24 protein-coding genes and 1 pseudogene are annotated in these 26,872 nt (G+C 56.7%); 6 read left to right on the top strand and 19 right to left on the bottom strand.

What is annotated here, in order from left to right; translation table 11 throughout:
• Positions 1 to 8: 8 nt before the first annotated feature.
• The 4 genes from CU103_RS20005 to CU103_RS20020 form a co-directional block, all read right to left on the bottom strand.
• Positions 9 to 1,073, bottom strand: coding sequence for an ABC transporter substrate-binding protein (locus tag CU103_RS20005; protein ID WP_106665799.1), 1,065 nt, complete (start codon positions 1,071 to 1,073; stop codon positions 9 to 11).
• An 88-nt stretch (positions 1,074 to 1,161) separates the two neighbouring features.
• On the bottom strand, positions 1,162 to 2,238 hold the full coding sequence (locus CU103_RS20010; protein ID WP_106665800.1) for an ABC transporter ATP-binding protein: 1,077 nt from the start codon (positions 2,236 to 2,238) through the stop codon (positions 1,162 to 1,164).
• Positions 2,239 to 2,258: 20 nt separating this feature from the next.
• Positions 2,259 to 3,992 carry an ABC transporter permease gene (locus CU103_RS20015; RefSeq protein WP_245448899.1) on the bottom strand — a complete coding sequence of 578 codons (1,734 nt, stop codon included), beginning with the start codon at positions 3,990 to 3,992 and terminating at the stop codon, positions 2,259 to 2,261.
• Between the two features lie 73 nt (positions 3,993 to 4,065).
• Positions 4,066 to 4,818: an SDR family NAD(P)-dependent oxidoreductase gene (locus tag CU103_RS20020; protein ID WP_106665801.1), complete on the bottom strand. Its 753-nt coding sequence runs from the start codon at positions 4,816 to 4,818 to the stop codon at positions 4,066 to 4,068.
• 178 nt (positions 4,819 to 4,996) lie between these two features.
• On the opposite strand from CU103_RS20020, the gene CU103_RS20025 reads away from it, so the two are divergent.
• Positions 4,997 to 6,001, top strand: coding sequence for a LacI family DNA-binding transcriptional regulator (locus tag CU103_RS20025; RefSeq protein WP_245448900.1), 1,005 nt, complete (start codon positions 4,997 to 4,999; stop codon positions 5,999 to 6,001).
• Between the two features lie 24 nt (positions 6,002 to 6,025).
• The gene (locus CU103_RS20030; protein WP_106665803.1) at positions 6,026 to 6,220 is read left to right on the top strand and encodes a hypothetical protein; all 195 of its coding nucleotides are present in this window, start codon (positions 6,026 to 6,028) and stop codon (positions 6,218 to 6,220) included.
• 147 nt (positions 6,221 to 6,367) lie between these two features.
• Here CU103_RS20030 and CU103_RS20035 read toward each other — a convergent pair whose 3' ends face one another.
• The 7 genes from CU103_RS20035 to CU103_RS20065 form a co-directional block, all read right to left on the bottom strand.
• A complete protein-coding gene (locus tag CU103_RS20035; protein ID WP_106665804.1) occupies positions 6,368 to 8,125 on the bottom strand; it encodes an FAD-dependent oxidoreductase in 1,758 nt (585 codons plus the stop codon).
• Between the two features lie 222 nt (positions 8,126 to 8,347).
• Positions 8,348 to 9,220 carry a sugar phosphate isomerase/epimerase family protein gene (locus CU103_RS20040; RefSeq protein WP_280954614.1) on the bottom strand — a complete coding sequence of 291 codons (873 nt, stop codon included), beginning with the start codon at positions 9,218 to 9,220 and terminating at the stop codon, positions 8,348 to 8,350.
• Between the two features lie 2 nt (positions 9,221 to 9,222).
• Entirely contained in the window at positions 9,223 to 9,954 is a 732-nt protein-coding gene (locus tag CU103_RS20045) for an SDR family NAD(P)-dependent oxidoreductase (protein ID WP_106665805.1), read from the bottom strand.
• Positions 9,955 to 10,004: 50 nt separating this feature from the next.
• Positions 10,005 to 11,051 carry an amidohydrolase family protein gene (locus CU103_RS20050; protein ID WP_106665806.1) on the bottom strand — a complete coding sequence of 349 codons (1,047 nt, stop codon included), beginning with the start codon at positions 11,049 to 11,051 and terminating at the stop codon, positions 10,005 to 10,007.
• Entirely contained in the window at positions 11,048 to 12,229 is a 1,182-nt protein-coding gene (locus tag CU103_RS20055; protein ID WP_170117074.1) for an ABC transporter permease, read from the bottom strand. The genes CU103_RS20050 and CU103_RS20055 overlap by 4 nt, the downstream gene beginning before the upstream one ends.
• Before the next feature lie 11 nt (positions 12,230 to 12,240).
• Entirely contained in the window at positions 12,241 to 13,038 is a 798-nt protein-coding gene (locus CU103_RS20060; protein ID WP_210203802.1) for an ATP-binding cassette domain-containing protein, read from the bottom strand.
• Between the two features lie 38 nt (positions 13,039 to 13,076).
• Positions 13,077 to 14,165, bottom strand: coding sequence for a substrate-binding domain-containing protein (locus CU103_RS20065; RefSeq protein ID WP_170117075.1), 1,089 nt, complete (start codon positions 14,163 to 14,165; stop codon positions 13,077 to 13,079).
• Between the two features lie 240 nt (positions 14,166 to 14,405).
• On the opposite strand from CU103_RS20065, the pseudogene CU103_RS32125 reads away from it, so the two are divergent.
• From CU103_RS32125 to CU103_RS20080, 4 genes and pseudogenes are all read left to right on the top strand, one after another.
• Positions 14,406 to 14,564 (top strand): annotated as a pseudogene (locus CU103_RS32125) (helix-turn-helix domain-containing protein); the annotation flags it as partial.
• A gap of 45 nt (positions 14,565 to 14,609) precedes the next feature.
• On the top strand, positions 14,610 to 15,317 hold the full coding sequence (locus CU103_RS20070) for a LysR substrate-binding domain-containing protein (protein ID WP_245448916.1): 708 nt from the start codon (positions 14,610 to 14,612) through the stop codon (positions 15,315 to 15,317).
• 273 nt (positions 15,318 to 15,590) lie between these two features.
• Complete coding sequence (gene ssuD / locus CU103_RS20075; RefSeq protein ID WP_106665810.1) at positions 15,591 to 16,766, top strand: FMNH2-dependent alkanesulfonate monooxygenase; 1,176 nt, start codon at positions 15,591 to 15,593, stop codon at positions 16,764 to 16,766.
• Positions 16,763 to 18,181 (top strand): FAD/NAD(P)-binding protein, encoded by a 1,419-nt coding sequence (locus CU103_RS20080; protein WP_170117076.1) that lies wholly within the window; start codon positions 16,763 to 16,765, stop codon positions 18,179 to 18,181. The genes ssuD and CU103_RS20080 overlap by 4 nt, the downstream gene beginning before the upstream one ends.
• Positions 18,182 to 18,236: 55 nt before the next feature.
• On the opposite strand, the gene CU103_RS20085 is transcribed toward CU103_RS20080, so the two are convergent.
• From CU103_RS20085 to msuE, 8 genes are all read right to left on the bottom strand, one after another.
• Complete coding sequence (locus CU103_RS20085; protein ID WP_106665812.1) at positions 18,237 to 19,484, bottom strand: SfnB family sulfur acquisition oxidoreductase; 1,248 nt, start codon at positions 19,482 to 19,484, stop codon at positions 18,237 to 18,239.
• A gap of 25 nt (positions 19,485 to 19,509) precedes the next feature.
• Entirely contained in the window at positions 19,510 to 20,313 is an 804-nt protein-coding gene (locus tag CU103_RS20090) for an ABC transporter ATP-binding protein (RefSeq protein WP_106665813.1), read from the bottom strand.
• Between the two features lie 75 nt (positions 20,314 to 20,388).
• The gene (locus tag CU103_RS20095; RefSeq protein ID WP_170117077.1) at positions 20,389 to 21,723 is read right to left on the bottom strand and encodes an ABC transporter substrate-binding protein; all 1,335 of its coding nucleotides are present in this window, start codon (positions 21,721 to 21,723) and stop codon (positions 20,389 to 20,391) included.
• A gap of 99 nt (positions 21,724 to 21,822) precedes the next feature.
• Positions 21,823 to 22,863 carry a branched-chain amino acid ABC transporter permease gene (locus tag CU103_RS20100; protein WP_106665815.1) on the bottom strand — a complete coding sequence of 347 codons (1,041 nt, stop codon included), beginning with the start codon at positions 22,861 to 22,863 and terminating at the stop codon, positions 21,823 to 21,825.
• 3 nt (positions 22,864 to 22,866) lie between these two features.
• Complete coding sequence (locus CU103_RS20105; protein WP_106665816.1) at positions 22,867 to 23,763, bottom strand: branched-chain amino acid ABC transporter permease; 897 nt, start codon at positions 23,761 to 23,763, stop codon at positions 22,867 to 22,869.
• Complete coding sequence (locus CU103_RS20110) at positions 23,763 to 24,662, bottom strand: ABC transporter ATP-binding protein (protein ID WP_106665817.1); 900 nt, start codon at positions 24,660 to 24,662, stop codon at positions 23,763 to 23,765. Before CU103_RS20110 ends, CU103_RS20105 begins: the two co-directional genes overlap by 1 nt.
• Positions 24,663 to 24,810: 148 nt before the next feature.
• Positions 24,811 to 25,914, bottom strand: a complete 1,104-nt coding sequence (gene sfnG, locus CU103_RS20115) for a dimethylsulfone monooxygenase SfnG (protein ID WP_106665818.1) — start codon at positions 25,912 to 25,914, stop codon at positions 24,811 to 24,813.
• Between the two features lie 22 nt (positions 25,915 to 25,936).
• On the bottom strand, positions 25,937 to 26,533 hold the full coding sequence (gene msuE / locus CU103_RS20120; RefSeq protein WP_106665819.1) for an FMN reductase: 597 nt from the start codon (positions 26,531 to 26,533) through the stop codon (positions 25,937 to 25,939).
• Positions 26,534 to 26,872: the final 339 nt, after the last annotated feature.

The following is a 26,872-nucleotide window of genomic DNA, read 5'->3' on the forward strand; positions in this document are numbered from 1 at the left end:
TCAGGCGGTCAGCGATACTTGAAGCCGGTGTTATCAGACCACCAGTTCAAAATCTCATCCCGCTGCTTGAGTGCGGCGGCCAAATCCAGTTCGATCAGCTTCGTGGAGTTGATATCCGGAAGACCTTTCGGGGATGCAATGCCGACCCTCATGGGGTAGACGCCTGCTTCGGCGAAGGCTGTTTGCATCTCTTGACTGAGCGCGAACTCAGCAAGTAGGCGAGCCGCATTCGGATGGGGCGCGTTCTTGTTGATGCCGATAGCGTTGAACTGGGCAACGGCCCCGCTTGCGGGAACCAGGAGATCCACCGGTGCTCCCTTGGCCAGCACGCCGGAGACGGCGGTGGTGATATTGAAGAAATCGAGCGGGCGTTCGCCGGTCTGCAACTTCGTCGCCATGACACCCATGGATGGGTTCAGCTCTGCCTTGGTCTTGCGTAGTCCTTGGAGGATTGCGCCGCCCTTTTCTGGTCCGAACTTCTGGTAGATGCTGGCGATCGTGGCGAAGGTGGCGGACGACGAACCTGGATTGGTTGTCGCGATCAGCCCTTCCCAGTCCGCCGGAGGATTGGCAAAGTCGGTCCAGTCAGCCGGCTTGGCAACCGTTCCGAGAGCCTCCCGATTGAACGCAAACAGGATGAGATTTCCATTGCCGCGGACGTAGGACCCGCCGGCAGGTATCGCCAGTTTGGATAGATTAGCGCTCTCCGTTGGCTTGAAGTCTGCGAGAAAACCCGCCTGCTGAGCCGTGATGACGGTATCCTCTGCCTGATACATGACATCCATCAGGGGCCTGCCGGAGCTATTCTCCGAAACGAAACGATTGTAGATTTGCCAGCCGTCGCCCGTAGCGGACGTCACCCGAATTTTGGGGTATTTCGCGCTGAAGTTCTTGAGAAGGATCGGAACGACAAAGGGGTCGCCATAGACGGCCAGTTCAGCTTCCTTCTCTGCGGCTGCAATCAGGGCATCCTCAGCCGCATGGGCCGTTCCGACACCTGCCAGTCCTATTGATAGCGTGAGTGCTGCCGCTGCCAGCGACATGAGTCTGCGTCTGCTCTTATTATGATCCATCACGGTTCCTCCCTTGGATGATTCTACGGTTCATGGTCAGCCATGCACCGCTCGACTTCGAGTGGTTGCTTGGCAATCGCTTTGATTGCTACAAACGATCTGGCAGCAGATGAATCTGCTGCGAGGCGATCGTTAAAGAGATACGAGCGCCGGCAGAGAAGCGCTGGTGGCCGGGCGTCACGACAATCTGTCGCCCGATGGGTGTATCGACGTGCAGTTCGCGGCGGTCACCAACGAACACAGCCTCCAGCACGGTCGCAGGGAGACCAACGCGGTCGCCTTCAGCGAGGCCGATCTGCCAGGATTCGGGGCGTATCATGCAAAGCGCTTCATCGCCCCTCGGGCGAACGATGTCACCCTTGGTGATCAGGTGGTCTGATCCCGCGGCATAAATAGCTGTCTGACCGGCCTCGCCTCTCAGCGTCACTGGAAAGAGGTTTGCCTTTCCGAGAAATTCAGCAACGTAGCGTACCGCTGGACGGAAGTAGAGATCTTCAGGAGATCCCTGTTGTTCGACCTTGCCCTTGTTGAACAGGAAGATTTCGTCCGCAAGGGACATGGCCTCCTCCTGGTCGTGTGTGACAAACAGGATCGTAGCGCCAATTCGCTGCTGCAACTGACGAATCTCGTTGCGCATTTCGACCCGCAGCCGCGCGTCGAGGTTGCTCAAGGGTTCATCCATCAAGATGAGGCGCGGGTTTCCTACGAGGCATCGCGCTATCGAGACGCGCTGCTGCTGGCCGCCGGAAAGCTTCATTGCGCTTTTGTCAGCCTGCTCTGAAAGCCCAACGACTGCGAGAGTCTCCTGGACGCGCCTCTCGATTTGCTCCTTTGGCACTTTTTGTGCCCGCAGAGGCATTCCGACATTGCCCTTGACGGTCAGATGCGGCCAGACCGCATAGGATTGAAAGACCATGCCGAGCCGGCGCTTCTCCGGCGGCAGATCTATCCCGCGCGCTGACGAGAAAACAGGTTCATCCTCGATTCTGATCTCGCCGCCATTCGGGTTCTCCAGACCAGCGATGCAGCGCAACGTCGTCGTCTTGCCACAACCGCTGGCGCCGAGCAGCACCGAAATCTTACCAGACTGAAACGTGACGCTGAGGTCATCAATTGCCCGAAACGTTCCAAAGCTTTTTACCATTTGCCGGACTTGCACGCTCATGGCTTCCTCCAATGTAAGGTTTAGACGGCAGCTGCATGGCGCTGGCGTGTGAAGGTGGTGACCAACCACATCACTCCGGCGCCCAGGACCAGCTGTAGTAGCGAAAGGGACGCGACCTGCGAGAACTCTCCGACAGCCCAAGTATCGAAACTGAGGATCGAAAGCGTTCTCGTGTTCGCCGTGTAGAGCGGCAGCACCATCGACAGCTCAGAGATGTAGATGCTGTAGACCATAACCCAGCTTGAAATGATCGCGGGCAAGACAAGTGGCAAGGTGATCCGTCCGACCGTGCTCAACCAGCCAAAACCCGAGACTCGCGCGCTTTCCTCCAGTTCGGGATGGATCTGCATCAAGCTGCTGGTGACGGCCCGCACAGCGTAGCTGACATACCGGCCAATCAGACCTATGATAATGATCCAGATCGTGCCGTAGACACTCCAGGGCATCCAAAGCCAGAAGAAGCTGACACCCAGGGCAAACGCCAGGCTCGGGATAGACATCGGCAACAGGACGACGAACTGAAGGATTTCCCTGCCGGCCATGCGTGTGCGCACGGTAATCCAGGACACCACGAACCCCAGTACCGTCGTCGCCGTAGCAGCAATGATCGTGATTACAACGCTGTTCCAAAGCGTGGACCGAACATCCTCGGAAGTCCAGAGAAAGGTGACATTAGCCCAGGTGAAGGTACCCGACCACGTGAAGGTCGAAAATGCGGCGGCAGTGATGATGATAACCGGGCCGATAACCGTAAGGACCAGATAAAGCCAGATCACGGCTGCGACGAGGTAGCGGCTACTGGCAAGAGTGATGATGCGCGGCCTAAAACCCTTGCCGGTAACCGTGACGAATGAACGTCCTTTCAGCGCCCAGCCTTGGAGGAAGTTGGCGATGACAGAAAGGACCATCAGATAGATTGCCAGCACTGCGACAATGCCGAAGTTCGGGGGAAAATGCTGCAGTTCCGTGTAGATCCGGGTCGTGACCATATAAATCTCTTTGGTCATCCCAAGAAGTACCGGTGTTCCGAACAACCCGATACAGATAACAAAGGAGAGCACAGCTCCCGACAGAATGGACGGCGCGACGACGGGCAGCGTGATCAACAGCATGGTGCGGACGCGGTTGAGACCTGAAATCTGCGCGGCCTCTTCCAGGCTTGGATCCATATTTCGGAGCGCTGCCGCCACAATCATCATCACGTAAGGCGCGATGTAGATGGCTGTCGTCCAGATAATGCCCAGATAGGTGTAAATGTCGACGAGTTCGCCAGCACCCAAGCCGCGGAACGTGAGGTTGAGAAGCCCCACGCGAGGAGCCCCGATGAGAACCCAGGCAAATGCTCCAATGAAAGGCGGGATAAATATCGGTAATGTCGCAAGCTGCTCAAGGAGGCGCGCCCAAGGAACATTCGTTCTCACAAGACACCAGGCGAGAATGACGCCGATAACGGTTGCCAACAGCATCGCGCCAATTGATATGACCACCGTATTCCACATTGCCGCCCAGTAGCTTGGCTCCGCCAGTACCGCAGAGACTGCGTTCAAGGTTAGTACAACGCGGCTGTCTTCGGTGTCGACAAAGCCCCGAATAACCAGCGACGCGATGGGCATCACCGCGAAGATGACCAGCACCAGGTAGAAGACCGTCAGCCACAGGCGACCTGTCAGCGCTCTGCGTGAGAGGAAGCGGCGAACGTTCGACCGTTCGGGCACGCCGATCTCATCAGGTATGTTTACATTGGCTTTCGACAATTGCTCCTCCCACGGTATTCGTCGACATGGCAGCGATAGTGACCATCACCACCTTAGGATCGACGTCTCGGCTTCAGTAGGTCGCGCGTCCTCCTGTCAGGTCGAAGGTGAAACCTGTGGTAAAACTGCAGTCCGAACCTGCGGCAAACGCGACCATCGCCGCGACTTCCTCTACAGTCACCAAGCGGCCCATCGGTATTTTTCCCTTAATTGTTGCGATGAACTCGGGCGTCATCTCTTGAAGCAGCTCGGTCTCAGCCATTGTGGGAGCGATGCAATTGACGAGCACTCCCGTCCTGGCGAGTTCCTTGGCAATCGACTTGGTGTAGGCGATGACGCCTCCTTTTGCGGCTGCATAAGCACTTCCGCCCGGGTTGCCTTCTTTGCCAGCAATCGACGCAATATTGACGATTCTGCCGTAACCGCGCTCGACCATGTGAGGGATCGCGCTGCGGCAGCAATGAAAGACCCCGTCCAGGTCAATCGCCAAAACGCGCTTCCAGTCCTTCACGGGATATTCCCACGTGTTCGCGATGGGGCCGTTGACACCCGCGTTGTTGACCAAAATGTCGACATGCCCCAGCGCCTCGACGGTGCCGCGAAACGCTTTGTCGACCGCATCCATATCAGCGACGTCCACGACTTGCGTCGTCGCCGGTATGAAGCCGGCCTGCGCTTCATCAAACCTGGAAAAGTCGATATCCCACACTGCGACGCGGTACCCGTCGTCGGCCAGACGTTTGGCGATCGCTAGTCCTAGACCTTTTGCTGCACCAGTGACGATCGCAACCTGATTATTCGCAGATGCGCCGGCCAAATGATCCATAGAGCTCCTCCAAAGCTAACCATTTCAGCTCCCATTGGAAGCGCTTCCACGGCACATTATTCATTTTCGTTCCTTGGTCAAGAAAATAATGGAAGCGCTTCCAAAAATTGGCTATTGGTATGGTCTACGGACGAGGTGTGGCCGGACGGTTCCGCCACTTGATATTTTGGGGGCCAAATTGAACAGCACGGTTCGGTTGTCAGACGTCGCTAAATTGGCACAGGTCGGCGTTGGCACGGTTTCGCGTGTTTTGAACAACTCGGCGAATGTTTCGGCCGCAACACGACAAAAGGTTTTGGACGCGATCGCGGAACTTGGCTACGTTCCCAATCTGGTAGCCCGGAGTTTGGCAGCCAATCGAACGGGTTTGATCGCCGCCATCATCCCGGTGATTGGCTACACGCAGCATTCTGAAGTCATCCAGGGCATGACCGATGTCCTGCATGCGCATGGCATGAATTTGATGATCGGCGCATCGGGGTATTCGGACCAGGTCGAACTGCAGGTCATCGAAGCCTTTCTGGCTCGCAGGCCCGATGCCATCTATGTCACAGGGGTCCGTCATACGGATGCCGTACGCTCTACCTTGCAGCGATCAGGAATCCCCGTGGTAGAGGGGAGCAACCTGACCGATCGTCCGATCGACACTGTCGTCGGATACTCCAATTTTAATGCCAGTGTGGACCTGACGAGACTGCTCGTTGATCGTGGCTATCGCCGTATCTGGCACGTGACTGTTACGAGGGATTTTAACGACCGTATCGATGACCGCTTGGAGGGTTTCCGTTGGGTGGCCTCTACGGAAACCGAACTCAAAACCGATGTCATCCGCTGTGAAAATAGTTTTGATGGCGGAGCGGAGGCAGTTCGGCTGGCAATGGCATCCAACATCAGGGTTGAAGCCATGACTTTCGCCACTGATGTCATGGCCGTTGGAGGTTTGTTGGAGTGCCAGCGGCGAGGCATCAATGTTCCGGCACAGCTTGCGATTGCCGGCTTTGACGACCTCACGATCGCAGCGTCGATAAATCCCTCACTGACAACCGTAAAAGTCGACCGGGTAGACCTTGGTCGAAAGGCTGCCGAAATTATTATCAACCGGCTTCAAGGCAACGACCACTCCTCCCGGATTGTCGACGTCGGATTCCAAGTGGTGGAGCGGGATAGTACACGGCGCCCCTGATCGAGTCGCTGCAGGGTGAACCAATTGATTGTCGAACTCGCCACGTGGCCAAGGGCGCAAAGCGGCGAAGGGCACGTACCGGGCGGCGTAGCGCTCAGCGCCGAGTTTGCCGCTTTCAATTTAACGCTGCCAGCAATTTACGCCGCGCGGCAGTTGGACCCTGCCGAAGTGACCTTCGGTGACTTCAGCGCGGCAGTCGTTCAATACCTCAGTACTTGATACGTCTCGTCGCCACAATGCCATCGGACTCTATGATTTGATGGCGCGCGAAGAGGTCGACTTGCCGGGCCGGCCCTACACCGGCAGCAACTTTTGACCGCCTTGAACGGACTCCAACCGCCGGCACATGAAAAGGGTAGAAATCCGTTAATTTGCCGCGCAGAATTGGGACGCGATCTCGCGGCCAGCAATGTACCCGAACGTGAGTGCTGGACCGAGATTGATGCCGCCTGAGGGGTAGTAGCCGCCCATGACGCTGGACATGTCCGCCCCGACCGCAAACAGATTAGCGATGGCGGTACCCTCCTTACTCAACACTGCAGCTGTGGCATTGGTTTTCAAGCCCATGAACGTGCCAAAACTCCCCGGCAAAACCTTGACCGCGTAATACGGGCCCTTTCCGATGGGCGCGACACAAGGGTTTGGCTTTACATCCGCATCCCCGCCCTTGCGATTAAAGGCCGTGCTTCCGCGCTCGAACAGGGGATCTTCGCCCCTTGCTGCATGCCGATTGTAAAACGCGATCGTGGCCTCTAGCCCTGAGGGTGAAATTCCACAAGCATTCGCGAGCTCTGCTATCGATCTCCCCGTCTTGATATACCCCGAGTTGATGAACGGTTTGACGGGCAAAGGAGATGGCCGGGATGCGCCGAGGCCATAGCGACGCTGAAAGGCGTGATCACAGATAAGCCAGGAGGCCACTTCCGCGCCGGGCGGTGTCGCTTTGATCATTGCGGTGACATAGTCATAGTATCCGTGCGCTTCGTTGACGAAGCGACGACCGTCGGCGAGCACCGCGATGATCCCGGGCTTGGCGCGCTCGATGATGTGCGGAAACCGTCCTGTCGTGCCGTCAGGATAAGGGACGAGCGAAACGGGGCACCAGGCGGCCGGCGAGGCGATCGATGGGTCGACAAATCCACCAACGGCTTCCGCCAAACGTAGACCGTCACCACATGCTGACGGGGGCGTGACCGACCAGTGTTGTACCGGCGTAGAAAACTTGTTCGCGACGTCTGACCAACGCTCTTCATCATGCGGAAACCCGCCCGTTGCCAGGACAGTCCCGAAGCGTGCCAGGATGCGCAAGGGACCGTTCCCTGTTTCCACGGCTGCTCCGCCTACCGCGTACCCGTCATAGATGAGTTCTTTGGCGCTGCTCGATACCCTGATTTCAACGCCGAGGCGTTCGGCGGACAACGCAAGGCGGGCAATCAACGCATTGCCGTTCACGAGTTGCGTTGCCCGGCGGTATAGGCCGAGATCGAAGAGATGTCGCCCAACACGTTTGGCCACGTGAGCGAATGACTTCAACGAGCGGGTCATCGTGAGGAAGGCTTTAAGATCATCCCCCGCCATGATCGGCATCCCCAAAAACGAAGTCTCTCGCATCGGCCGCCGCAACTTGTCAAAGAGGGGACCGAGAGCAAGGCCATTGATCGGAGCCGCGCATACCTGATGCCCGCCTGTCGCCGCACCTTCCGTCCAGCCATGCATATCGGCTATGGCGTTGCCGTCGACGAACTTAAGGTCTGTCTCCGTTTGAAAGAATTCCACCATCTCCGGCGCCGCGTCCAGGAAGGCTTTCACCCTTGCGGGATCGAAATAAGGGCCAGTCTCATGACGCAGATAGGTAAACGGGCCATCCGGAGCATCATCGTAGCCGGCTTCCCGAGCCAACGGGTTGCCAGGCACCCACATCCATCCGCCTGACCAGGCGGCCGCGCCCCCAAAGACGGGCTCCTTTTCGACGACGATGACCTTCAACCCGTGCCATGCGGCAGTTACAGCCGCCGACAGGCCGCCGGCGCCTGAGCCAATAACAAGAACATCGCAATGAACGGTTTGGAAGCTGTCGCTCTCTCCGTCGCGAGGTGACCTGTCGTGCAGCCCATATCTATCCATATCTTCTGACCCTCGTCTCGACGCCGCCACCGAGCCTCTAGAGCTGCGTGCCATCTTTGATGGTCCGCGGCCGGCAGAACCTCTGCCTGCTTGGTGGCGCCGTCGGCAGCAAGCGGAACCTTCTCACAAAGCCTATTCTTGAAAGGGTAATCTGAGCCCAATCCAACCAAATGAGCTTGAGTGCATGTCCGCCTCAACTCGCGATCCGCGACGCGAAGCGGATCATTTTTGCGAAGTATGCTTGGCGAGCCGCACCATCCCATCATATGCTCGTTGTATTACAGCCTCGGGGCCAGCTGCTTCGGCATAGGAATTCATAGGAACCTCCAGTGCCAGGGGCGTTCCAGCCGGCAGATGTTGCAAAAACCCTTTGAGTTCGAGGCCGCCCTCTCCGGGAGGAAGACGTTCTTCGCGCGCCTGAATCAGCAAATCCTCTCGGCTTTGAGGGTGGGCGGCCGGCGCGTCGCAGATATGAACGAAAGGAATCCTCTCTGGAGCGACACTTGATAGTTCTTCGAACGAACTTCCGGATCGAGCGAAATGAAGACTGTCTATAAGGATTGCGCCGTTGGGTCGGTCCACTGCCTCTACGAAGGCATCGGCTTCGGAGAGGGTCTTAATCTCCGCCCACGGAAAAAACTCCATCACCACTTTCATTGAGTAACCTGCGGCCAGCTCACACAACTGCGCAAAACGATCCGCCAGCCGGTTCCGGTCGGGGTCATAAGGTGCAACGATCACGTTCGAGGCGCCCAGCGACGCACCTGCCTCGAGAAAGGGGCGGAGCGACTGTGTATCAAGCGCAGGCGTGATCATCACAAACTCTATATCGGAGAGCTTGATGCCGTTGTTCTTGAGCGCCGCCCTTGTCTCGCGAAACATCGCCGGGTCATCCATGAGAGGATATGCGGGACTGGTGGGGGTAACCTGGATTAATCGTAGGCCGACGGATCGAAAGCCCACCCGGGCTGCTACTGTGACCAAGTCGGGCGGGGCGAGCGATAGGGCGGTGAGGTGCGCGAGCGATAAATTCAATTCAAACCTCTGTTCAATGGCGACTGCAAGCTCGGGCAGTAATCGCGGTATCCGTTGCACGATCAGTAGGTCGCGCGCCCACCTGTTAAGTCGAATGTAAATCCCGTTGTAAAAGTCATTTCATCGCTGGCCATCCAGGAAACCATTGCCGCAATTTCCGAAATCGTCAGAAACCGGGCCATGGGAATCTTCCCTTTTGCCGCGGCGATATGCTCCGCAGTCATTTCCTTGAAGAGATCCGTTTCCGTGATCGCGGGCGCGACACAGTTTGCCAGCACGCCGGTTCCGGCTAGCTCTCGTGCAAGCGATTTCGTGAAGCCGATGACGCCGGCCTTGGAGGCTGCGTAGGCGCTGATACCAGATCCGCCTTCTTTTCCTGCAATGGATGAGATATTTATCAACCGGCCATAGCCCCGTTCCTTCATCGAGGGCACGACAGCTCGGCAGCAATGAAAGACGCCATCCAGGTTTACCGCCATGACACGCTTCCAGTCGTCTTCCGGGTATGACCAGGCCTCGACGACCGGTCCATTTATTCCAGCATTGTTGACCAGGATGTCGATGTGTCCAAAGGCGCCCAGGGTTTTCGAAGTTGCAGCCTCCACGCTTGTGGGATCGCACACATCGACTTCGACATGCATATCCGCGTTGATCGGCGCCATATCTCCCGGGAACGCCAGGTCCCAAACTGCAATTCTTGCCCCATCGTCTGAAAGCCGCTTTGCAATGCCGCGACCGATGCCGCGCGCACCACCCGTGACCACAGCAGTTTTACCTCTTAATGTACCCGGCATAGAGCCTTACCTTTCGTCCAAAAATGTTTGCTATCTATCCCGTTGAGACGTCAGCATATCGAGGGCCGGAAAACGCCCTCGATTGTCGCTCTCACCGCATCATCGATGGAAGCAACCTTGACGTTTGGAAGGGCAACCGTGCTCATCGTCCGCTCACCTGGGAGAGGGGCCGATACCTCAGAGGCCCTAGAAACGGAGACCCGCTTATGCGGAAATGCCCCCGCGCCAGCCAAACGTAGCTGGTATTCATTCCAATGATCGTCGGCGACGACGACGTGATTGATGGAAAAGTCTGGGCGATCCCAACGCATGATTGTTTTGGCAGTCCGACCTAGAAGCCACTGCTTCTCGCTGTCGTCAAAGAGCTCGGCCGACCTTACAGAGAAGAGCGCCTCGGCCCATGTCTGATAACCTGCGCTGAGCGTTGCGTCGCTTTCCCACATAACCCGCTCGGGGCCGAAGGCATCAACGACGCGTCGCAATTGCGCCAGCACGTCCGGATAGGGGAAGGCATCCGCGGACAATTTCGTCACGTGTCCCCATTTCACGGAAACGTTGGAATAAACGGCCAGGGCAAGCAAGTCCTGCAGCGGTTCAAAGCGCGTAGGGCTGAAATGATCCCATTCCAGCGGCATTCCAGCGTGATCAATTACGAATGGCAAGGTTTGAAACCGGCGGACGTAAGGTTCGATCTCCTTTAGCCGGTTGGGAAGGATCACCCAGGTGGGAACATTGTATTTTTCAGCAGCGGCAAAAAGCTTGTCGTGACCACCATCGCGCAGTGTGTCGGCGGAGGGTTGATCGATGCGAATTCCCAGCCGGCCCGGCACGCTGCGGACCGACCCCACCATATCGTCGAGGTCTGGATCTCGGTGATCGATCCGCGCGACGTAAGCGAAGCGATCAGGAAACCGCCTCGCCGCTTCTTCGGCGAGCAGGTAAGAACATCTAAAGGCGCCATTCGGCAAGGTCGACTTGCTTAAAGGCCAGAGATCGACAATGGCTCCATCAATACCAACGGCATCCATGGCAGCGAGACCTGGCTCGATTCCGAGATAGTTCAGGTGTAATTGGGCATCAATTACCTCGACAGTCATCGGAGATCTCCCCGCCGGAGCAACGCATCAACGAGCAGCGCGCCGACGACGACGCTCCCCTCGACCACATAGACCATGTCGCTGGACAGGTTGAGCAGGTTTAGGCCATTTTGGACTGCACCCAGCAGCAAGGCGCCGGCCAGCCCGCCCCAGACGGATCCTCTTCCGCCAGATAAGCTGATACCACCCACAACAGCCGCGCCGATGGCTGCCAGCAGAAGGGTCCCAGTTCCGGTCGTGTTGTCCGCACCGCCGGTATAGGCCAACAATGAAATACCGGCCAATCCCGCGAGCAGACTTGTTGCGCCGAATCCGAACCAGCGGATCATGCTCACGCGAATGCCACATTCCTGAGCCGCCCGTACATTGGCGCCGATCGCATAGAGGTGGCGTCCACCCGCCGTCTTTTTGAGTAGATACCAGACCAGACCAGTTATCAGGAGAACAATTCCAGTCAGGACAGGAATACCACCGCCGTCACTGAGATAAAGTACCGCCAACGTTGCCATCGTCATCGGCAGAACCACCCGAACCACACCCACCGGAACGCGTCGATTGTCCAGGTTGCTCTTGAACGGGTCCCTTAGCAGTAACGCTGCGGCAAGACTGGAAACACCAATCGCGATCACGACGCCGAGCGATAGCCACATAGGTATGCGCATGATCGCCAGATCGGTGACCATCGGGCTGGCCGCCGAAATATAGCCGGACGGCTGAAGAACTCGCTGTTGTAGCCCATAGCAAACCAGGAAGCCCGCGAGGGTTACCACAAACGAGCGGATGCCAGCAATAACAACGAGCCCACCGTGAACCAAGCCAATCGCCGCGGCGGCGATCAACGTAATAAGAATGGCAGGCAACCAGGGCATGCCGTGGCTCATCAAGCTGGCGGCGATGGCGGCGCTAAGCCCGGCAACCGATCCCAACGAAAGGTCGATCTCGCCCATGATGATCATGATGCACGATGCGACCGCGACCAGAGCAAGCGGCGATGACTCCGTGAGAAGATTCACCAAGTTTCCCGGCGTAAGGAAAACACTCGACAATACCTGAAAAGACGTAGCCGTAATCAACAACGCGGCGGTCAGTGGCAACACTTGGCGCACGGCTCGTGATCCAAGGACCGCGGTATTGGAGCCGGGCCGCTGGGCCTGCCGCATGCTTTTAGCGGTGGACATGCTGGTATCGTTCATCTCGACGCCTCGCGCTGCACGGAGTTTATCGGGTCGTTCCTATCTAGGCCAACGATGGCCGATACGACTTCTTCCTCTGTGGTCTCCCGACGATCGAATGTCCGGACGACCCTTCCATGCAACATGACTGCGACGTAATCAGACACGGCAAAGACTTCTCGAAGATTGTGTGAGATGATCAAGATGGCGGTGCCGCCATCCCGAAGCTGTTCGACGGCTTTCAAGACCTGCGTCGCCTGCTTGACTCCAAGCGCGGCGGTCGGCTCGTCAAGGATCAGGAGTCGCGCTTCCTGTCGCACCGCCCGTGCAATCGCGACCGTCTGACGCTGCCCTCCAGAGAGTACTTCTACTGGTTGGGACAGATCCTGAACGGTCGTTGCGTCAAGCCGGTCGAGCGCTTGTCTGGTAACTTGCGCCATATGGAACCGGTTCAGGAAGGGAAGCTTCACCGGTCCCATGCGCCAATAAACCTCGTCTCCCAAGAAGCAGTTCTCGACCACGTCCAACGGCCCCACGAGAGCCAAGTCTTGGAAAACTGTGTGAATGCCGCAGCCACGCGCCATTCGCGGATTTGCGATTTCCACTTTCTCGCCGCCAACGCGCAACGTGCCGCTATCTGGACGGACCACTCCTGAAATGACCTTAACCAGGGAACTCTTGCCCGCACCGTTGTCCCCAACCAGAGCCGTCACCTTCCCCTTAGGAAGTGCTAGGCTAGCTCCATCAAGCGCTGTGATCGCACCATAACGCTTGACGATCGAATTTGCCTCAACGGCCAAAACACCATGCATCATTTGCAATTTGCCCTCCCGCTCTAACGCGCTGCCCGTCATCAATTGCACGGCGCTCCGACAGTGGCTGGCATCCCCTCGCAGAGCTGCTCGCGAGTCGCCATGCCATCCTTGAGAACGAGATCAATATTGCTTCGATCGATGACAGTGACGGGCGTGGGGCGAAATGGAACCTCTTCAGTTCCGATCTTTTGCTGCTTCACATAAAAGTCATTCGGCACCGGCTTGTTCGCAAGCTTATAGGCAGTCGCGGTCGCCAACGACTTCGCTTCGAAATAGAGATTGCGATACGCCGTTGCAGTTTGTTTCCCCTCCAGGATATTGCGCAGTCCCGCAATCGATCCGTCCTGACCGAGGACCATAACTTTCTTCTCAAGACTGGCCATTCGCAAAGCTGAAAGAGCGCCTTGAGACATGTCATCGTTACCCATGATCAGGACATCAATTCCATCTTGGTTGGCTGTCAGAATCGAAGACACCTGAGCCTGAGCCTTGGCGGTAAGCCAGCCATCAGCCGAACGATCGGCAACCAGCTTGAAATGACCGCTGTTGAAGGCTGGCTGAAGAACACTCAGCATTCCCTCATGCTGCAAGCGAGCGTAGGTCGTCGACAGGTCGCCGTTGACGATTGCCACGCGCGCACCTTTGGAGGCATGGTCGAGTACATACTGGCCCTGTGATTTGCCGATTTCGAAGGGGTCGGTCCCCACGAGTCCTGAAACGGATCCTGGCAGGATCTTGTCCGGGATAAAGATGTAAAGCAGAACCGGGACCTTGGCCTGCTTGGCCGCGGTTAGAATAGTGGTTGGCGCCTCCTGGAAGGAGGCGATGTTTAGAACGTCGACTCTAGCAACAAGGGCAGATTTTGCCATCGATACTTGATTGGCGGCATTTCCCTGCGGGTCATAGGTTTTGACTTCCACATTGGGAGCGTAAATTTTCATCCACTTTTTGAACACGGGAAAGTCGATCGCGTTCCAGCGACTGACAGTTCCGCTATAGCCCACAAAAGCGACCGTCGCTTTTCCTTCAAACAAAACCTCATCGTCAGCCGCTCGCGACGCGCTCGCCCCAATGGCGGCAAAGAACGTCATCATCGCGTAAACAGCGCATTTTTTTGCCTTGTGCATCATATCCTCCCGTTGAAGTGTGGCTGGCATGCAGATTGAGTGCCTCAATCCTCCATCGAGGCACATTCGCTACCGACCACGTTTATGAGAATGAGTTGCTAATTTGCTTTTGTCGACAAAGGCGGGACAATGTTGAATATTGCGTTTTCCAATAATGGGGTGTGAACCTCTACGAGTAGCTGATCTGAGGGAGAATGAAGTCCCATGCTCAAAAATGACGTCGATCTCCTCGACTTGAAGATGCTGCTTCTCTTTGAGGCGCTTTACGAAACCCGGAGTGTGACGCGAAGTGCCGTTCGGCTCGGCTGGAGCCAACCGACCGTCAGCATTTGGCTTAGCCGACTTCGTGATGCGCTCCAGGATCCATTATTCGTTCGGACTGCAAGCGGGATGCAGCCAACGTCACGGGCCGACGCCCTGATAAGTGTCTGCCGAGCGGCACTCGTGTCCCTGCGTCAGTTTAGCAATGCGGAACTCACATTTGACCCTGCATCTGCACGCCGAACCTTCAACATTTGCATGGCGGATGCGAGCCACGTTACATTGCTTCCTTCCTTGCTGAAGCGTGTCCAGGCCGTGGCACCAAACGTTCAGATTTCTGTGGGCTGGATTGGCAAGGACGTTGTCGAAATGCTGCTCGCTGGTGATGCGGACTTAGCCATCGGACTGCTGCCCAAGCTCGACTCAGGATTTTATCAACAGACACTTTACGTTGAGAATTGGATTTGTCTGGTGAAACAGGGGCACCCAAGGATTGACGAGAAATTGACACTCGACACATATAGGTCGGAAGAGCATGTAAGCGTCGCATCCGGCCCCAGCCGCATGTTGCTCGAAGAAGCCCTGACGGCTGCAGACCTGGACCGTCGCAACACCGTTGAGCTTCCTGGTTTTTTGGGAGTTCCTGCAGTGCTCGCAGTTAGTAATATGATTGCAACTTTACCCCGTTTGATAGGTGAGACGTTGGCTAACACGGCCAATCTCAGGACGTTTCCATGTCCGGTCAACGTGCCCTCTTACGAAATCAGGCAATATTGGCACGAACGCTACCATCATGATCCTGCGAGCCAATGGTTGCGCAGCCTTTGCGCCGGGCTGTTTCAGCGAGACTTCCAAATCCAGCATTCGCAAACGCAATTTTATCAGTCGTAAACCGCAGGAGGCATTCATCGGGCATGACATCGAGGTTGTCCGCTGGGCCGATGATATCATCGTCATGAAAAGCATGAAAATTTGAATTCCGCCCAAGCAACGAGATTAGCAAATCATTTCTTCTTAGCCACCGGCTGCCAATTTATCCTTTCGTTTTCCGACACGATCGGATGTGCGGTTAATTTACAAGGATAATCTCTATGGTCTCGTTCCGCTCGCTCAACTCCACGCTCACCTCACACAAGATTGCTTCCTGAACCCATAGGATTGACGATGACCATCGCTGTTTCAGACAAAATCAAGGTTCTGTGGTTTTTGCCCACGCACGGCGACAGCCGATATCTCGGCACCTCGGAGGGTGGCAGGGCCGTTGACCTTCCCTATCTCAAACAGGTGGCGCAGGCGGCCGATACACTCGGCTACTATGGTGTGCTGTTGCCGACCGGCCGCAGCTGCGAGGACAGCTGGGTTGTCGCCTCGGCTCTAGCACCACTGACCGAGCGGTTACGCTTCCTGGTTGCCGTGCGTCCCGGCCTGCAATCCCCGACGCTGGCAGCGCGCATGACCGCAACGCTCGATCGCATTTCCGAAGGGCGATTGCTGATCAATGTCGTCACCGGCGGTGATCCGGTCGAGAACAAGGGTGACGGCATCTTCCTCTCGCATGATGAACGCTATGAGGTAACGCGCGAATTCCTCGATATCTACAAAGCTGTGCTGCGCGGCGAGACCGTGGAATTCACCGGAAAGCATTTCAGAATCGAGGATGGGCGGCTGCTCTTTCCGCCGCATCAGAGGCCGCACCCGCCGCTCTATTTTGGCGGCTCATCCGAAGCGGCCAACGCTGTTGCTGCCGAACAGATCGACAAGTATCTGACCTGGGGCGAACCGCCCGCGGCGGTGGCTGAAAAGATCAACAGTGTCAGCATTCTGGCTGAAAAAGCTGGACGTAGGGTCAGTTTCGGTATCCGTCTGCATGTCATCGTGCGTGAGACCAACGAAGAGGCTTGGGCCGCGGCGGATAAGCTCATCAGCAAGCTCGACGACGACACCATCGCCGCGGCGCAGAAAGTCTTTGCCCGCATGGATTCGGTCGGCCAGTCACGCATGAGCCAGCTGCATGGCGGGCGCCGTGACCAGCTCGAAGTCAGCCCCAATCTGTGGGCCGGTGTCGGGCTGGTGCGCGGCGGCGCGGGAACTGCTCTGGTTGGCGATGCGGCAACAGTGGCAGAACGCTTGGACGAGTATCGGCGGATTGGCATCGACACCTTTATCCTGTCCGGTTACCCTCATCTGGAAGAGGCCTATCGTTTTGGCGAGCTGGTGCTTCCAAATTTGCCGCTCGACCATGAAATTCAATCGCGCCCGACGTCAGTCAATATGGGACCCTTTGGCGAAACTGTCGCCGGGGACCATCGCCCGGCAAGCTTGAGGGCAAGCCAATCGTGACAGCAGTCGTCGTTGCGATCATCGGCGGCGGTTTTTCCGGAACCGCCATTGCCTATCATCTGGCGGCACAGACACGGCGCAGTGATGTCGAGATCGTCGTGATTGAACCGAGGCAGCGGCTTGGCGGTGGTTTGGCCTATTCAAGTCAGGATCCGGCCCACCGGATTAATGTGCCAGCCGCCAAAATGACGATGATCTCTGCGGAGCCGGAGCATTTTACCCGGTGGCTGGCAGACGACGCCACCAGCGCCGAAGACGTCCTGGCGCGGACGACCAAGGGCGATGAATTCCCGCAGCGTTCGGTATTCGGTCGCTATGTTCGCAACCATGTCGAACCTTTCCTTGAGACGGGCCGTATTCGGCACGAGCGTGCAACGGCATTGAGCATCACACCTGTCGGCGCGCGATATTCGATTGCCCTGACCGACGAAAAGAACGTCGACGCCGACATTGTCGTCGTCGCCACCACCCACCCGCTCCCCTCCATCCCCAATGCCTTGCGACCCTTGATTGGCTCGCCTCGCTTCATAGCCGACCCCTATGCGGAGAATGCGCACCAAGAAATCGAACAGGACCATGCGGTTCTTGTCGTTGGCACTGGCCTGACCGCCGCCGACGTGATCGCCTCGCTTGACAAAAACGGGCATCGCGGCGCCATCGTCGCGCTCTCGCGTCACGGTTATCGCTCTCGTGGACACGCCACACAGGCAAATGAGCCATTCGGCAGTTTTGGGTATGATGAAACCGCGTTCAGTTTATTGAAGACAGTGCGTCAGGTATTAAAGGAAGCGCAGAACAAGAGCTTGACCTGGCACCCCGTCCTTGATGCCCTGCGCGATCAAGCACCGGCCATCTGGACTGCATTGCCTTCCCACGAGCGACGCCGACTGGTTCGGCATCTGCGGGCGCTCTGGGATGTCCACCGCTTTCGCGTTGCGCCACAAGTGGAGGATGTGCTCGATCGCCGTTTGAGCGAAGGCACGCTTCAAATTCTCGCAGCTTCACTGCATTCAGCGCACGAAACGAGCAGGCGCTTTACGGTCTCGTATCGACGCCGTTTCACCCAGAACATTGAAAACATCGGCTTCGACGCCATCATTATCACCACAGGCCCTGCCCATGCCGCAATTGCCCAAAGCAATCCCGCAGTTCAGTCGCTGTTCAATCAAGGACTGCTTGCGTCTGACCCTGTCGGGCTTGGCCTTCATGCGGCAAAAACCGGCCAGGCAATTGGCAAGAAGGAAGAGATTATCGACAATCTCTTCATTGGTGGGCCGCTGGCGCGTGGTACCTTCGGCGAGTTGATGGGCGTGCCGGAAGTCACCCGTTACGCCGAATTCATTGCCGAACGTGTCCGAGAAAGAGCCCTTGAAGCCCTTCAGGACAAACAGACTGCCGCTCGGAGAAAGGGTTGAGGGCCATTCCGGCCCTCAAAATTTAGCTTTCGCAAAGTGTGTCGAATTGAGTCGTTCAGCTCCAGGCGTGAAGCGGGGGGGTCTCGCCGTTCAGGAAATAATTTCCAAGGATTGCATATTTCCAACGAACGGGATCATGCAGGGTATGGGTCCTGGCATTGCGCCAATGCCGATCCAGATTGTGCTCGGCCAGCGTTGAGCGGGTTCCCGCCAGTTCGAAAAGCTTGTTTGTGGCGGCAATGGCTATCTCGGTCGACAATATCTTGGCCTCTGCCGTGACAATCTGGGCCTCGGCAACTGTTTCTGCATTCGGGTTCAATACGGCACGGTCGATCGCGTAGCCCGCCTTTTCCAGAAGCGCCTGCGCCGCATGCAGACGCAGAGTGAGATCACCAACCGCCTGGATCGTATAGGGATCTTCCCAAGCATGATCGACACCGCTGTCGACCCAGGCACGGCTCTTCGTCCGCACGAAATTCACTGTTTCATCGATCGCCGCCTGGGCAATACCCGTATCGACAGCCACCTGAATAATCTGGAAAATAGCACCATCCGCGGTTGGCTTGTCGTAGCCCTTGTAGCCGGGCACCAAATGTGATTTCGGCACTTTGACATTGTCCAGGATCACTGTTCCGGACAGTGTGGTGCGTTGACCGAAGCTTGACCAATCATCGATGACAGTCAGACCTGGCGCATCGCGTTCGGCTATCGCATACCAGGCTCGACCTTCGTCATCGAGGGCGACGATCGGAACCAGATGGGCCAACAACGCTCCGGAAGAATAAAATTTCTGGCCGTTGACGATGACATGGTCGCCTTTATCGGTGAACCGCGTCTCGAAATCGGCCGCGCGCTTTGACCCGAATTCAGAAAAGGCATTGCCGAACCGCGTCCCCTTGAGGACTTCGGCAAATAGGAGCTTCTGCTGATCCGGATCCGAAACGGTACGGATCGCTGCCACAACGCCAAGATGGTTCTGGGCGATCTGACCAATGGAGGAATCCGCGGCGGAAATGATTTCAATCACCTTTGCAAGTGTCGCGTAGGAAACCTCGGGACCCCCGAATTCTTTCGGAACGTTGATTGACCAGAGCCCGCTCTGCGAGAACGCATCAAGTTCGGCAACAGGCCAAATCCGTTCGCGATCACGCTGCGCGGACTCTTTTACAAATGTCTCTGCCAATGTCCGCGCGATGACTAGTGCCTCGGCATCACTGGTGACAATGTGAGCGGGCTCAGCAAGCCGGGGAACCGGCGGGACCGCTTTAGCAGCATTGTCGACGTTGACTTTGGAAATGGTCATGGATTTTCTCCTTTTCGATATGGGTTCAGATGGCAACTGCAGGCGCAGGGTGCACGGGTGCAGAAGCGGCGAATGGCGCGGTCTTCTGGCCAAGGTAAAAGTTCTTTAGGTCGTCGTTATCGCGAAGCTCGTCTGCCGCGCCGCTCAAGACGGCCATACCGTTTTCAAGGATCGTCGCGCGGTCGGCATATTTGAGCGCAATCGTGGAATTCTGTTCGGCGACCAGGATGGCGAGACCGGTTTCCCGGTTAAGCCGGCGGAGCGTCTTGAAAATCTCCTGCACGATCAGTGGTGCAAGGCCCATCGATGGCTCATCGAGCACCAGCAGCCTTGGACGTGACATCAGCGCCCTGCCGATTGCTGTCATCTGTTGCTCGCCGCCTGATGTCAGGCCAGTCGGTGTCCGGCGCTTTTCTTTAAGACGCGGAAAATGCGCATAGATCTTTTCCAGATCATCGGCAATTTCTGCCCGCCTGGCGCTCCGGCCGATCCCACCGGTGATGAGATTTTCCTCCACCGTCAGGCTGCGGAAACAATGACGGCCTTCCAGCACCTGTACGAGGCCGGACCGGACGAGATCTGCCGGGCTGATGGCAGACACGTCACGTCCGTCGAAGGTGATGGAGCCGGCTGTGATCTGCCCCCGCTCGGCCGGAAGCAGGTTCGAGATCCCCTTGAGCGTTGTGGTCTTCCCCGCACCGTTTGCTCCGAGGAGTGCAACGATTTCGCCGTGCCCGACGGTCAGGCTCACCCCGTGTAATGCCGTGATGGCATGGTTGTAAGTGGCTCTGACACCATCGACAGCAAGCAGAGAGCTATTGTGCGCCATAGGATCATCTCCTGAGGTTGGGTTGAAGCAACGGTAGTCGAACCGGGGAGCGGCGCTGCCCGGTTCGACTTGGCTTCAGTTGGTTGCAGCTTCGGCCTGTTCGGAGGTGCGCAGTTTGATACCTTTTTCTGCTGCGTAGGCTTCGGCAGACTTCTCGATGATCGGGCGAAGGAGGGTCCAGTCCGGAGCTATCCAATCCGAGACGACATTCCATTTCTTGCCGTCCCACTGTTGGAAGGTGACGTAGCCATTGCCCTCGTGGTTGTCCCAGGTGACATTGATCGAATGGAACAGGCCTTTGGCACCCAGTGCCTCGACGCGTGCCGGATCGAGTTGGAGATGCTCGAAACCCCAACGCACCTCGTCGCCCGTCAGCGTCCGCTTGCCGAATTTTTCCTGAGCGATGCGGATAGCCTCTACATTCAGGATCCCGTTGACAATGCCAAGATTATGATAGACCGAGCCGATGCGGCTTTTGTCCTCAAGGTTGCCCTTGCCGTTGTCATAGAGTGTCTTGATGATCTCTTTGACCACAGGATATTCGGCGCCGGATGCCTGTGTGGTGATGGCGGTATAGCCTTTCGCGGCCTCCCCTGCCGGAATGGCATCTTCTTCGGAGTTCGACCAGACGTTGCCGACAATATGATCAACCGGGAAGCCAACCTTGGCTGCGCTTTTCAAGGCAACGGGGTTCATCACTCCCCATCCGCGCAGCACCACGTAGTCGGGTTTCGCACGGCGGATCGTCAGCCATTGCGCCTGCTGTTCATTTCCGGGATGCGGCACTTCGATCTGCTGCAGTTCGAAGCCATATTTCTTCGCCAGAAGTTCGTAGATCGGAATGGTTTCCTTGCCATAGGGTGAGCCGTGATAGAGCACGACAAGCTTCTTGCCCTTGAGGTTTTCCAGCCCGCCTTCCTTGGAGGCGATATAATTGACGATGCCTGACGTCTCGCTATAGGGATTGAGCAACAGCGGGAAGACGTAAGGGAAGACGCGCCCATCCGTTGAATCGGTACGGCCGTGATTGATGGTGATCAAGGGCACCTTGTCTTGGGTGATGCGGTCGATCATCGCGTAGGCGATGCCGACGGATAGCGGATTCCAGGCAGCGACGCCGGGATTGTTTTTAAGACGCTCGTAGACCTCGACGCCGCGTTCCACTTCGTACTGCGTTTCGCCTTCCGACCAGGTGAGCTTGACGCCATTCACGCCGCCGTCGCGCGTGTTGATGAGATTGAGGTAGTCAATGAACCCGCCAAAGAAGCCGGTGCCGCCGGCCGCATAGGGCCCGACACGGTAGCTTTGCAGCGGAAAATACTGCTCGTCCGCATGGGCTGCCGGCAGCGCGATGGCAAGGCTCAGTCCTGCTGCAATCGCAGCGACTTTGAGTTTGTTGAAAATCGTCATTTCTGGATACACTCCTCTCGTTGACCGGAGAAATTTGCCGGTCGGATGTCGATGGCTAGGCAGTTTTTATTGCAGGGAACCGTCAGGCTCCGGTATCGATCACATCCGTCCAAAGACGGCGGCAGATCGTTTTCGAATTCTGTCCCAAAGCGACACCAAACCGTCGGGCTCCAGAATAAGAAACAGAATGATCAAGGCACCCAGAACGATCCGCTGACTCATGTCGAGCACGCCCGAATTAAAAACGTCTCCGAGCAAAAACGAACCGAGCCTCGAAAGAGCCAATGGCAGGATCACCAGGAGGGCAGCGCCGAAAAACGCGCCGCGAATGGATGCGAGCCCGCCAATGATAATGATGAACAAGATCTGGAATGATCGGTCGAGATTGAACCCTGCAGGCTCCACTGTTCTCAAGTAAGCGAAAGCCCAGAGCACCCCCGCGACGCCGATAATGAAAGACGATATGGCAAAGGCCAGGAGTTTCGTCTTCAGGACGGGAACGCCGATGATCCGCGCTGCCGTTTCATTGTCGCGCACGGCAATGAAATTGCGCCCTGATTGGGAGGACACCAGCCGATAAGCAAGGAAGGTAAGCAGGGTTACGACCGTCAACGAGAACAGGTAGCGCCCGACGGCTCCGTTGAATGCAATGCCTGCGATCGACAGTGCGGGCGCATCGATCACACCCGAGGCGGAATCGTTGGAAAACCAACTGAATTTCGTCAGAGCCCATTGCACGAAGAATTGTGCTGCAAGGGTCGATACAGCGAGATAGAAGCCTTTGAGACGAAGGCTCGGCAGGCCAAAAACAATGCCGATTGCAGCAGCAGCAAGCCCCGCCAGAATGATACTGCCGATGAGCGGCAACCCCTCGACGCGAAGGTTGAAATTATACGCGGCGAAGGCACCCACCGCCAAGAATGCTGCGCTGCCGAGCGATACCTGGCCGGCATAACCGGTCAGAATGTTGAGCCCCACTCCAGCTAGGCTCAAAGCCAGGAATGGCAACAGGATGGCTTCGAACAGATAGCTTGTGCCGATGAAGGGAACAATGAGATAGGCCACGCCAAGCAGCAGAACTGGGGGGAGCCATCCCGGAATCCGATGGGATGAGGAAAATTCGGAAGCGATTGCGGTCATTGCCTACACCCTTTCCACCAGCTTTTGTCCGAAAAGACCGGAGGGGTGCACCAGCAAGAAGGCAAGTGCGACGACATAGGCAAACCAGCTTTCAATGCCGCCGCCGACATATTCCCCGATATAGACTTCGGCAAGCTTCTCCGCGGCTCCAATCAAGAGCCCGCCAACAATAGCTCCCGGAATGGAATCGAAACCGCCCAGAACCAAAACCGGCAGGGCCTTCAGCACGACAAGAGACAGCGAAAATTGCACGCCCAGCCTTGCGCCCCAGAGCAAACCGGCAACCAGCGCGACGAGCCCCGCGGCGGCCCAGACGGTTGCCCAAATCCATGGCAAGCGCAATCCGATTGCGAGAGCAGCAAACTGATCATCCGCGACTGCGCGAAAGGCGAGCCCGACACGGGTGTACCGGAAGAAAATCGACAGCAGAACTACCATGCTGGCTGCGACAGCGGCAGCAAAGAGATCAAACTGGCTGATGAAAATGCCGCCAAAGTCGAAGGGGATATCTTCTATGCCGAGATCGAGGCCGTGAACCTGCGTTCCCCATATCAGCTGCGCCGCACCCTCGATGATATAGGAGAGTCCAAGAGTGGCCATAAAGAGTGTCATCGGCGATCTGTTGGTTAGAGGCCGAAGAACAACGCGCTCGATTGCAATCCCGATGGCGACCATCAATACAAATGTAATCGCCAGCGCCAACGCAAATGGGACAGCTCTTTCCACCAGGCTGACGAAGGTGAGTGCCGCAAAAAGCAGCATCGCCCCTTGAGCAAAATTCAAGACGCCCGAAGTCTTGTAGATCAGCACAAAACCGATCGCAACGAGGGAGTACATCACCCCTGAGAGCAGGCCGCCAATCAGTACCTCGAAGAAGAAAAGCCAATCGAACTCAACCATCAGATCCCCCCGCCATCGATATTTTCGGGAGCGACGCCGAGATAGGCATCAATCACGCCCTGATCCGCTCGGATTTCTTCAGGCGTGCCATCGGCGATCTTGCGACCATAGTCGAGAACGGCAATATGGTCGGACAGGCCCATGACCACGCCGATATCATGTTCAACGAGGATAATTGTCGTGCCGTATTGCCGGTTGGCGGCGCGAATGAATTCGCTCATCTCGGCTTTCTCTGGAGCGGTCATTCCAGCCATCGGCTCATCAAGCAGCAGGATCGCCGGTTCCGCGACCATCGCGCGTGCGAGTTCGACGCGCTTTTGCAATCCATAGGGCAAAGTGCCTGCCAGACGATCGCTGACGTGGGTAAGATCGAGGAAATCCAGTATTTGGCCCGCACGTTCGCGGGCATCTAACTCTTCGCGGCGCGAGAGACCAAGTCCCAGTACCTGCGCGAGAAAGGTCGAACGGACCTTATATGCTCGACCGGAGATGACGTTGTCGATGACGCTCAATCCCTTGAACAGCGCAAGATTCTGGAACGTCCGCGCAATTCCAAGGTGAGCAAGTTTTTGGGTCGGCACCCGCGCGAAGCGATTGGCCCCGATCCGGACCTGGCCGCGATCGGGCCTATAAACGCCACTGATGATATTGATCAAGGAGCTTTTGCCGGCACCATTGGGACCAATAATCGCGCGTATTTCGCCCGATCGCACAGTGAGGTCGATATCGTGGAGTGCAACGACGCCGCCAAAGGAGAGGCTGATCCCCTCCAGACCAAGAATAGTATCCGCTTGCTGCTGGGGCTGGACCTGCCTTAACAACTCGATTTCCGGAGCGGCCACCGGCTCCCGAAAGGCAACGGTGGCGGGACCTTCGTGAAGGTAGTTTATCGAATGCATTTTCTGCGTCTCTCCAGGCCCATTTCCCGTTTGATCAAATCGATACGACAGAGCGCAAAATCCCCTTCGCAGACCGGATGATACGGACGACGATACAGCGCTTAGTTTGGCTGACATATCAGGTCTGCCGGCCTTGGTCGTTTGTGGATTATTCGGCTGCCACTGCCGTAACCGTTTCCGCCTCTTCAAGTTTCCGGACCAACGGGATCACATGCTTGCCAAAAAACTCGACCTCTTCCTGGAAATGCAGGAAGCCGAGAAGGATGAGGTCCGCACCAGCATTCTTGAGATCGATCACGCGTTCGGCAATCTGTTCTGGCGTGCCGATGAGATTGCTGCGGAAGCCGTCATTGTATTGTACCAAATCCTCGAAAGACGACTTGGCCCAGTTCCCCTCGCCTTCCGGGGAGGCTTTGCCGGCATTCTTCACCTGATCGGCAAAACCCTGCACAGCCTCCGGGTTGGCCTTGGCAATGATCTCGTCCAGCACTGTGCGGGCTTCCGCTTCCGTGTCGCGGGCAATCGCAAAGGCATTCACGCCAATTTTGACCGAATGACCGTTGGCAACAGCCTTGGCACGGATGTCATCCACCTGCTTCCTGATTTCCGCTGGCGTATTGCCGTTCGTGAAATACCAATCGGAAACACGCGCCGCCATGTCGCGTGCAGCCCGAGAGGAGCCGCCCTGGAAAATTTCCGGTAGTGGATCAATCGGCTTCGGCTTCATCGAGTATTCGTTAAACCGGTAAAAATCGCCCTTGAACGTGAAACTGTCCTCTGTCCAGATTCCACGCAGCGCCCGGATGAACTCCTCCGAGCGCCGATAGCGCTCGTCGTGATCAAGCCAATGCTCGCCAATTGCTGCGAATTCACCCCGGAACCAGCCGCTGACTATATTGACTGCAACACGTCCGTTGGTGAGATGGTTGATGGTTGCTATCTGCTTCGCCGCCAGCGCCGGATTCCAGGGTCCCGGCAAGAGGGCAGCAATCACTTTCAATTTCGTCGTCGCTGCCAGCAGCGCGTGGCTGAAGGACACGGATTCATGCTGATTGTCAGCACCATAACCGGCTGTGAATCTGATCTGGCTCAGCGCATAGTCAAAACCGTTGGCTTCGGCGATCTGGGCCAGTTTGCGATTGTAATCAATATCCCAGCTCGTGCGCTGTTCGATATTGGAAATGACCAGACCACCCGATACGTTCGGCACCCAATAGGCAAATTTAACCGGCTCTCTTTTTATCTGTGACATGTAATTCCCCTTCAAAATGAAATCAGGTTTGCGCCAAAACAACTTCCCGCTGCGCACTTGTGCGGCTGTTGCCGGAATTGGCATCGGCACGACGAAACAGCTGAGCGAGCTCCGTCACCGAACGATCGATGCGTTTCGCGACGTCGGGATTTGTCAGATCGTACCCGGTGAAGTCGGCCTCAGTCGCATAGACCGCTGTTGGAATTGTCAGGGCGTTGAAAAAGCCGAAGAGCGGACGGAGCTGGTGTTCGGTAACTAATCCATGCAGCTGCGTGCCGCCGGTGGCAGCAAGGATGACGTGTTTTCCCGTCAATGCGCGGAAGTGTACAAGATCGAACAGATGCTTGAAAGCACCCGTATAGGAGGCTCTGTACACAGGCGAGCCGACGACGAGGATATCTGCCGCTTCAAGGGCATCGATAATATCGCGGCCAGCCTTGTCCAGTTGATCTGTTCTTAAAGCACGGAAAAGGACCGGCGCCGCATCGGCGAGTTCAATAACCCGGCCATCAACATCGAATTGCTTTCCAATCGCCGCGGTAATTGCCCGGACAAGGGATGCCGTGCGCGATGGCCGGCGGACATTGCCTGACAAACCCAGAATTTTTAAGCGCTGCATACCACATTGCCTTATTATACCGATTTACTGGAGATTAAGGATTTGGCGGCCTCCGTAAAAGAAAGACATTCCAAAATGAACGCCTGACGTGAAACGGCTGATGCGTTTATTTGGCAGCGACGATTTAAATGTATGGCTAAGGCTAACTTGAATGCCGTCCAATTTCCGTTGGCCCATCAGCGTGGATGCAATGTGTGACCGAGCGAACCGACGTATGAACCACGCGAAGGTGCAGGCGCCCAAATCCGGCCCAATGGATCGTGACATCTCTGTCAACATGGCGGACACGGCACTGGCCTTAGCCCGTGACCGCAGTCATCCGAATGCTCTCCAGCACGC

It is taken from the genome of Phyllobacterium sophorae (assembly GCF_003010965.1).
Lineage (GTDB): Bacteria > Pseudomonadota > Alphaproteobacteria > Rhizobiales > Rhizobiaceae > Phyllobacterium > Phyllobacterium sophorae.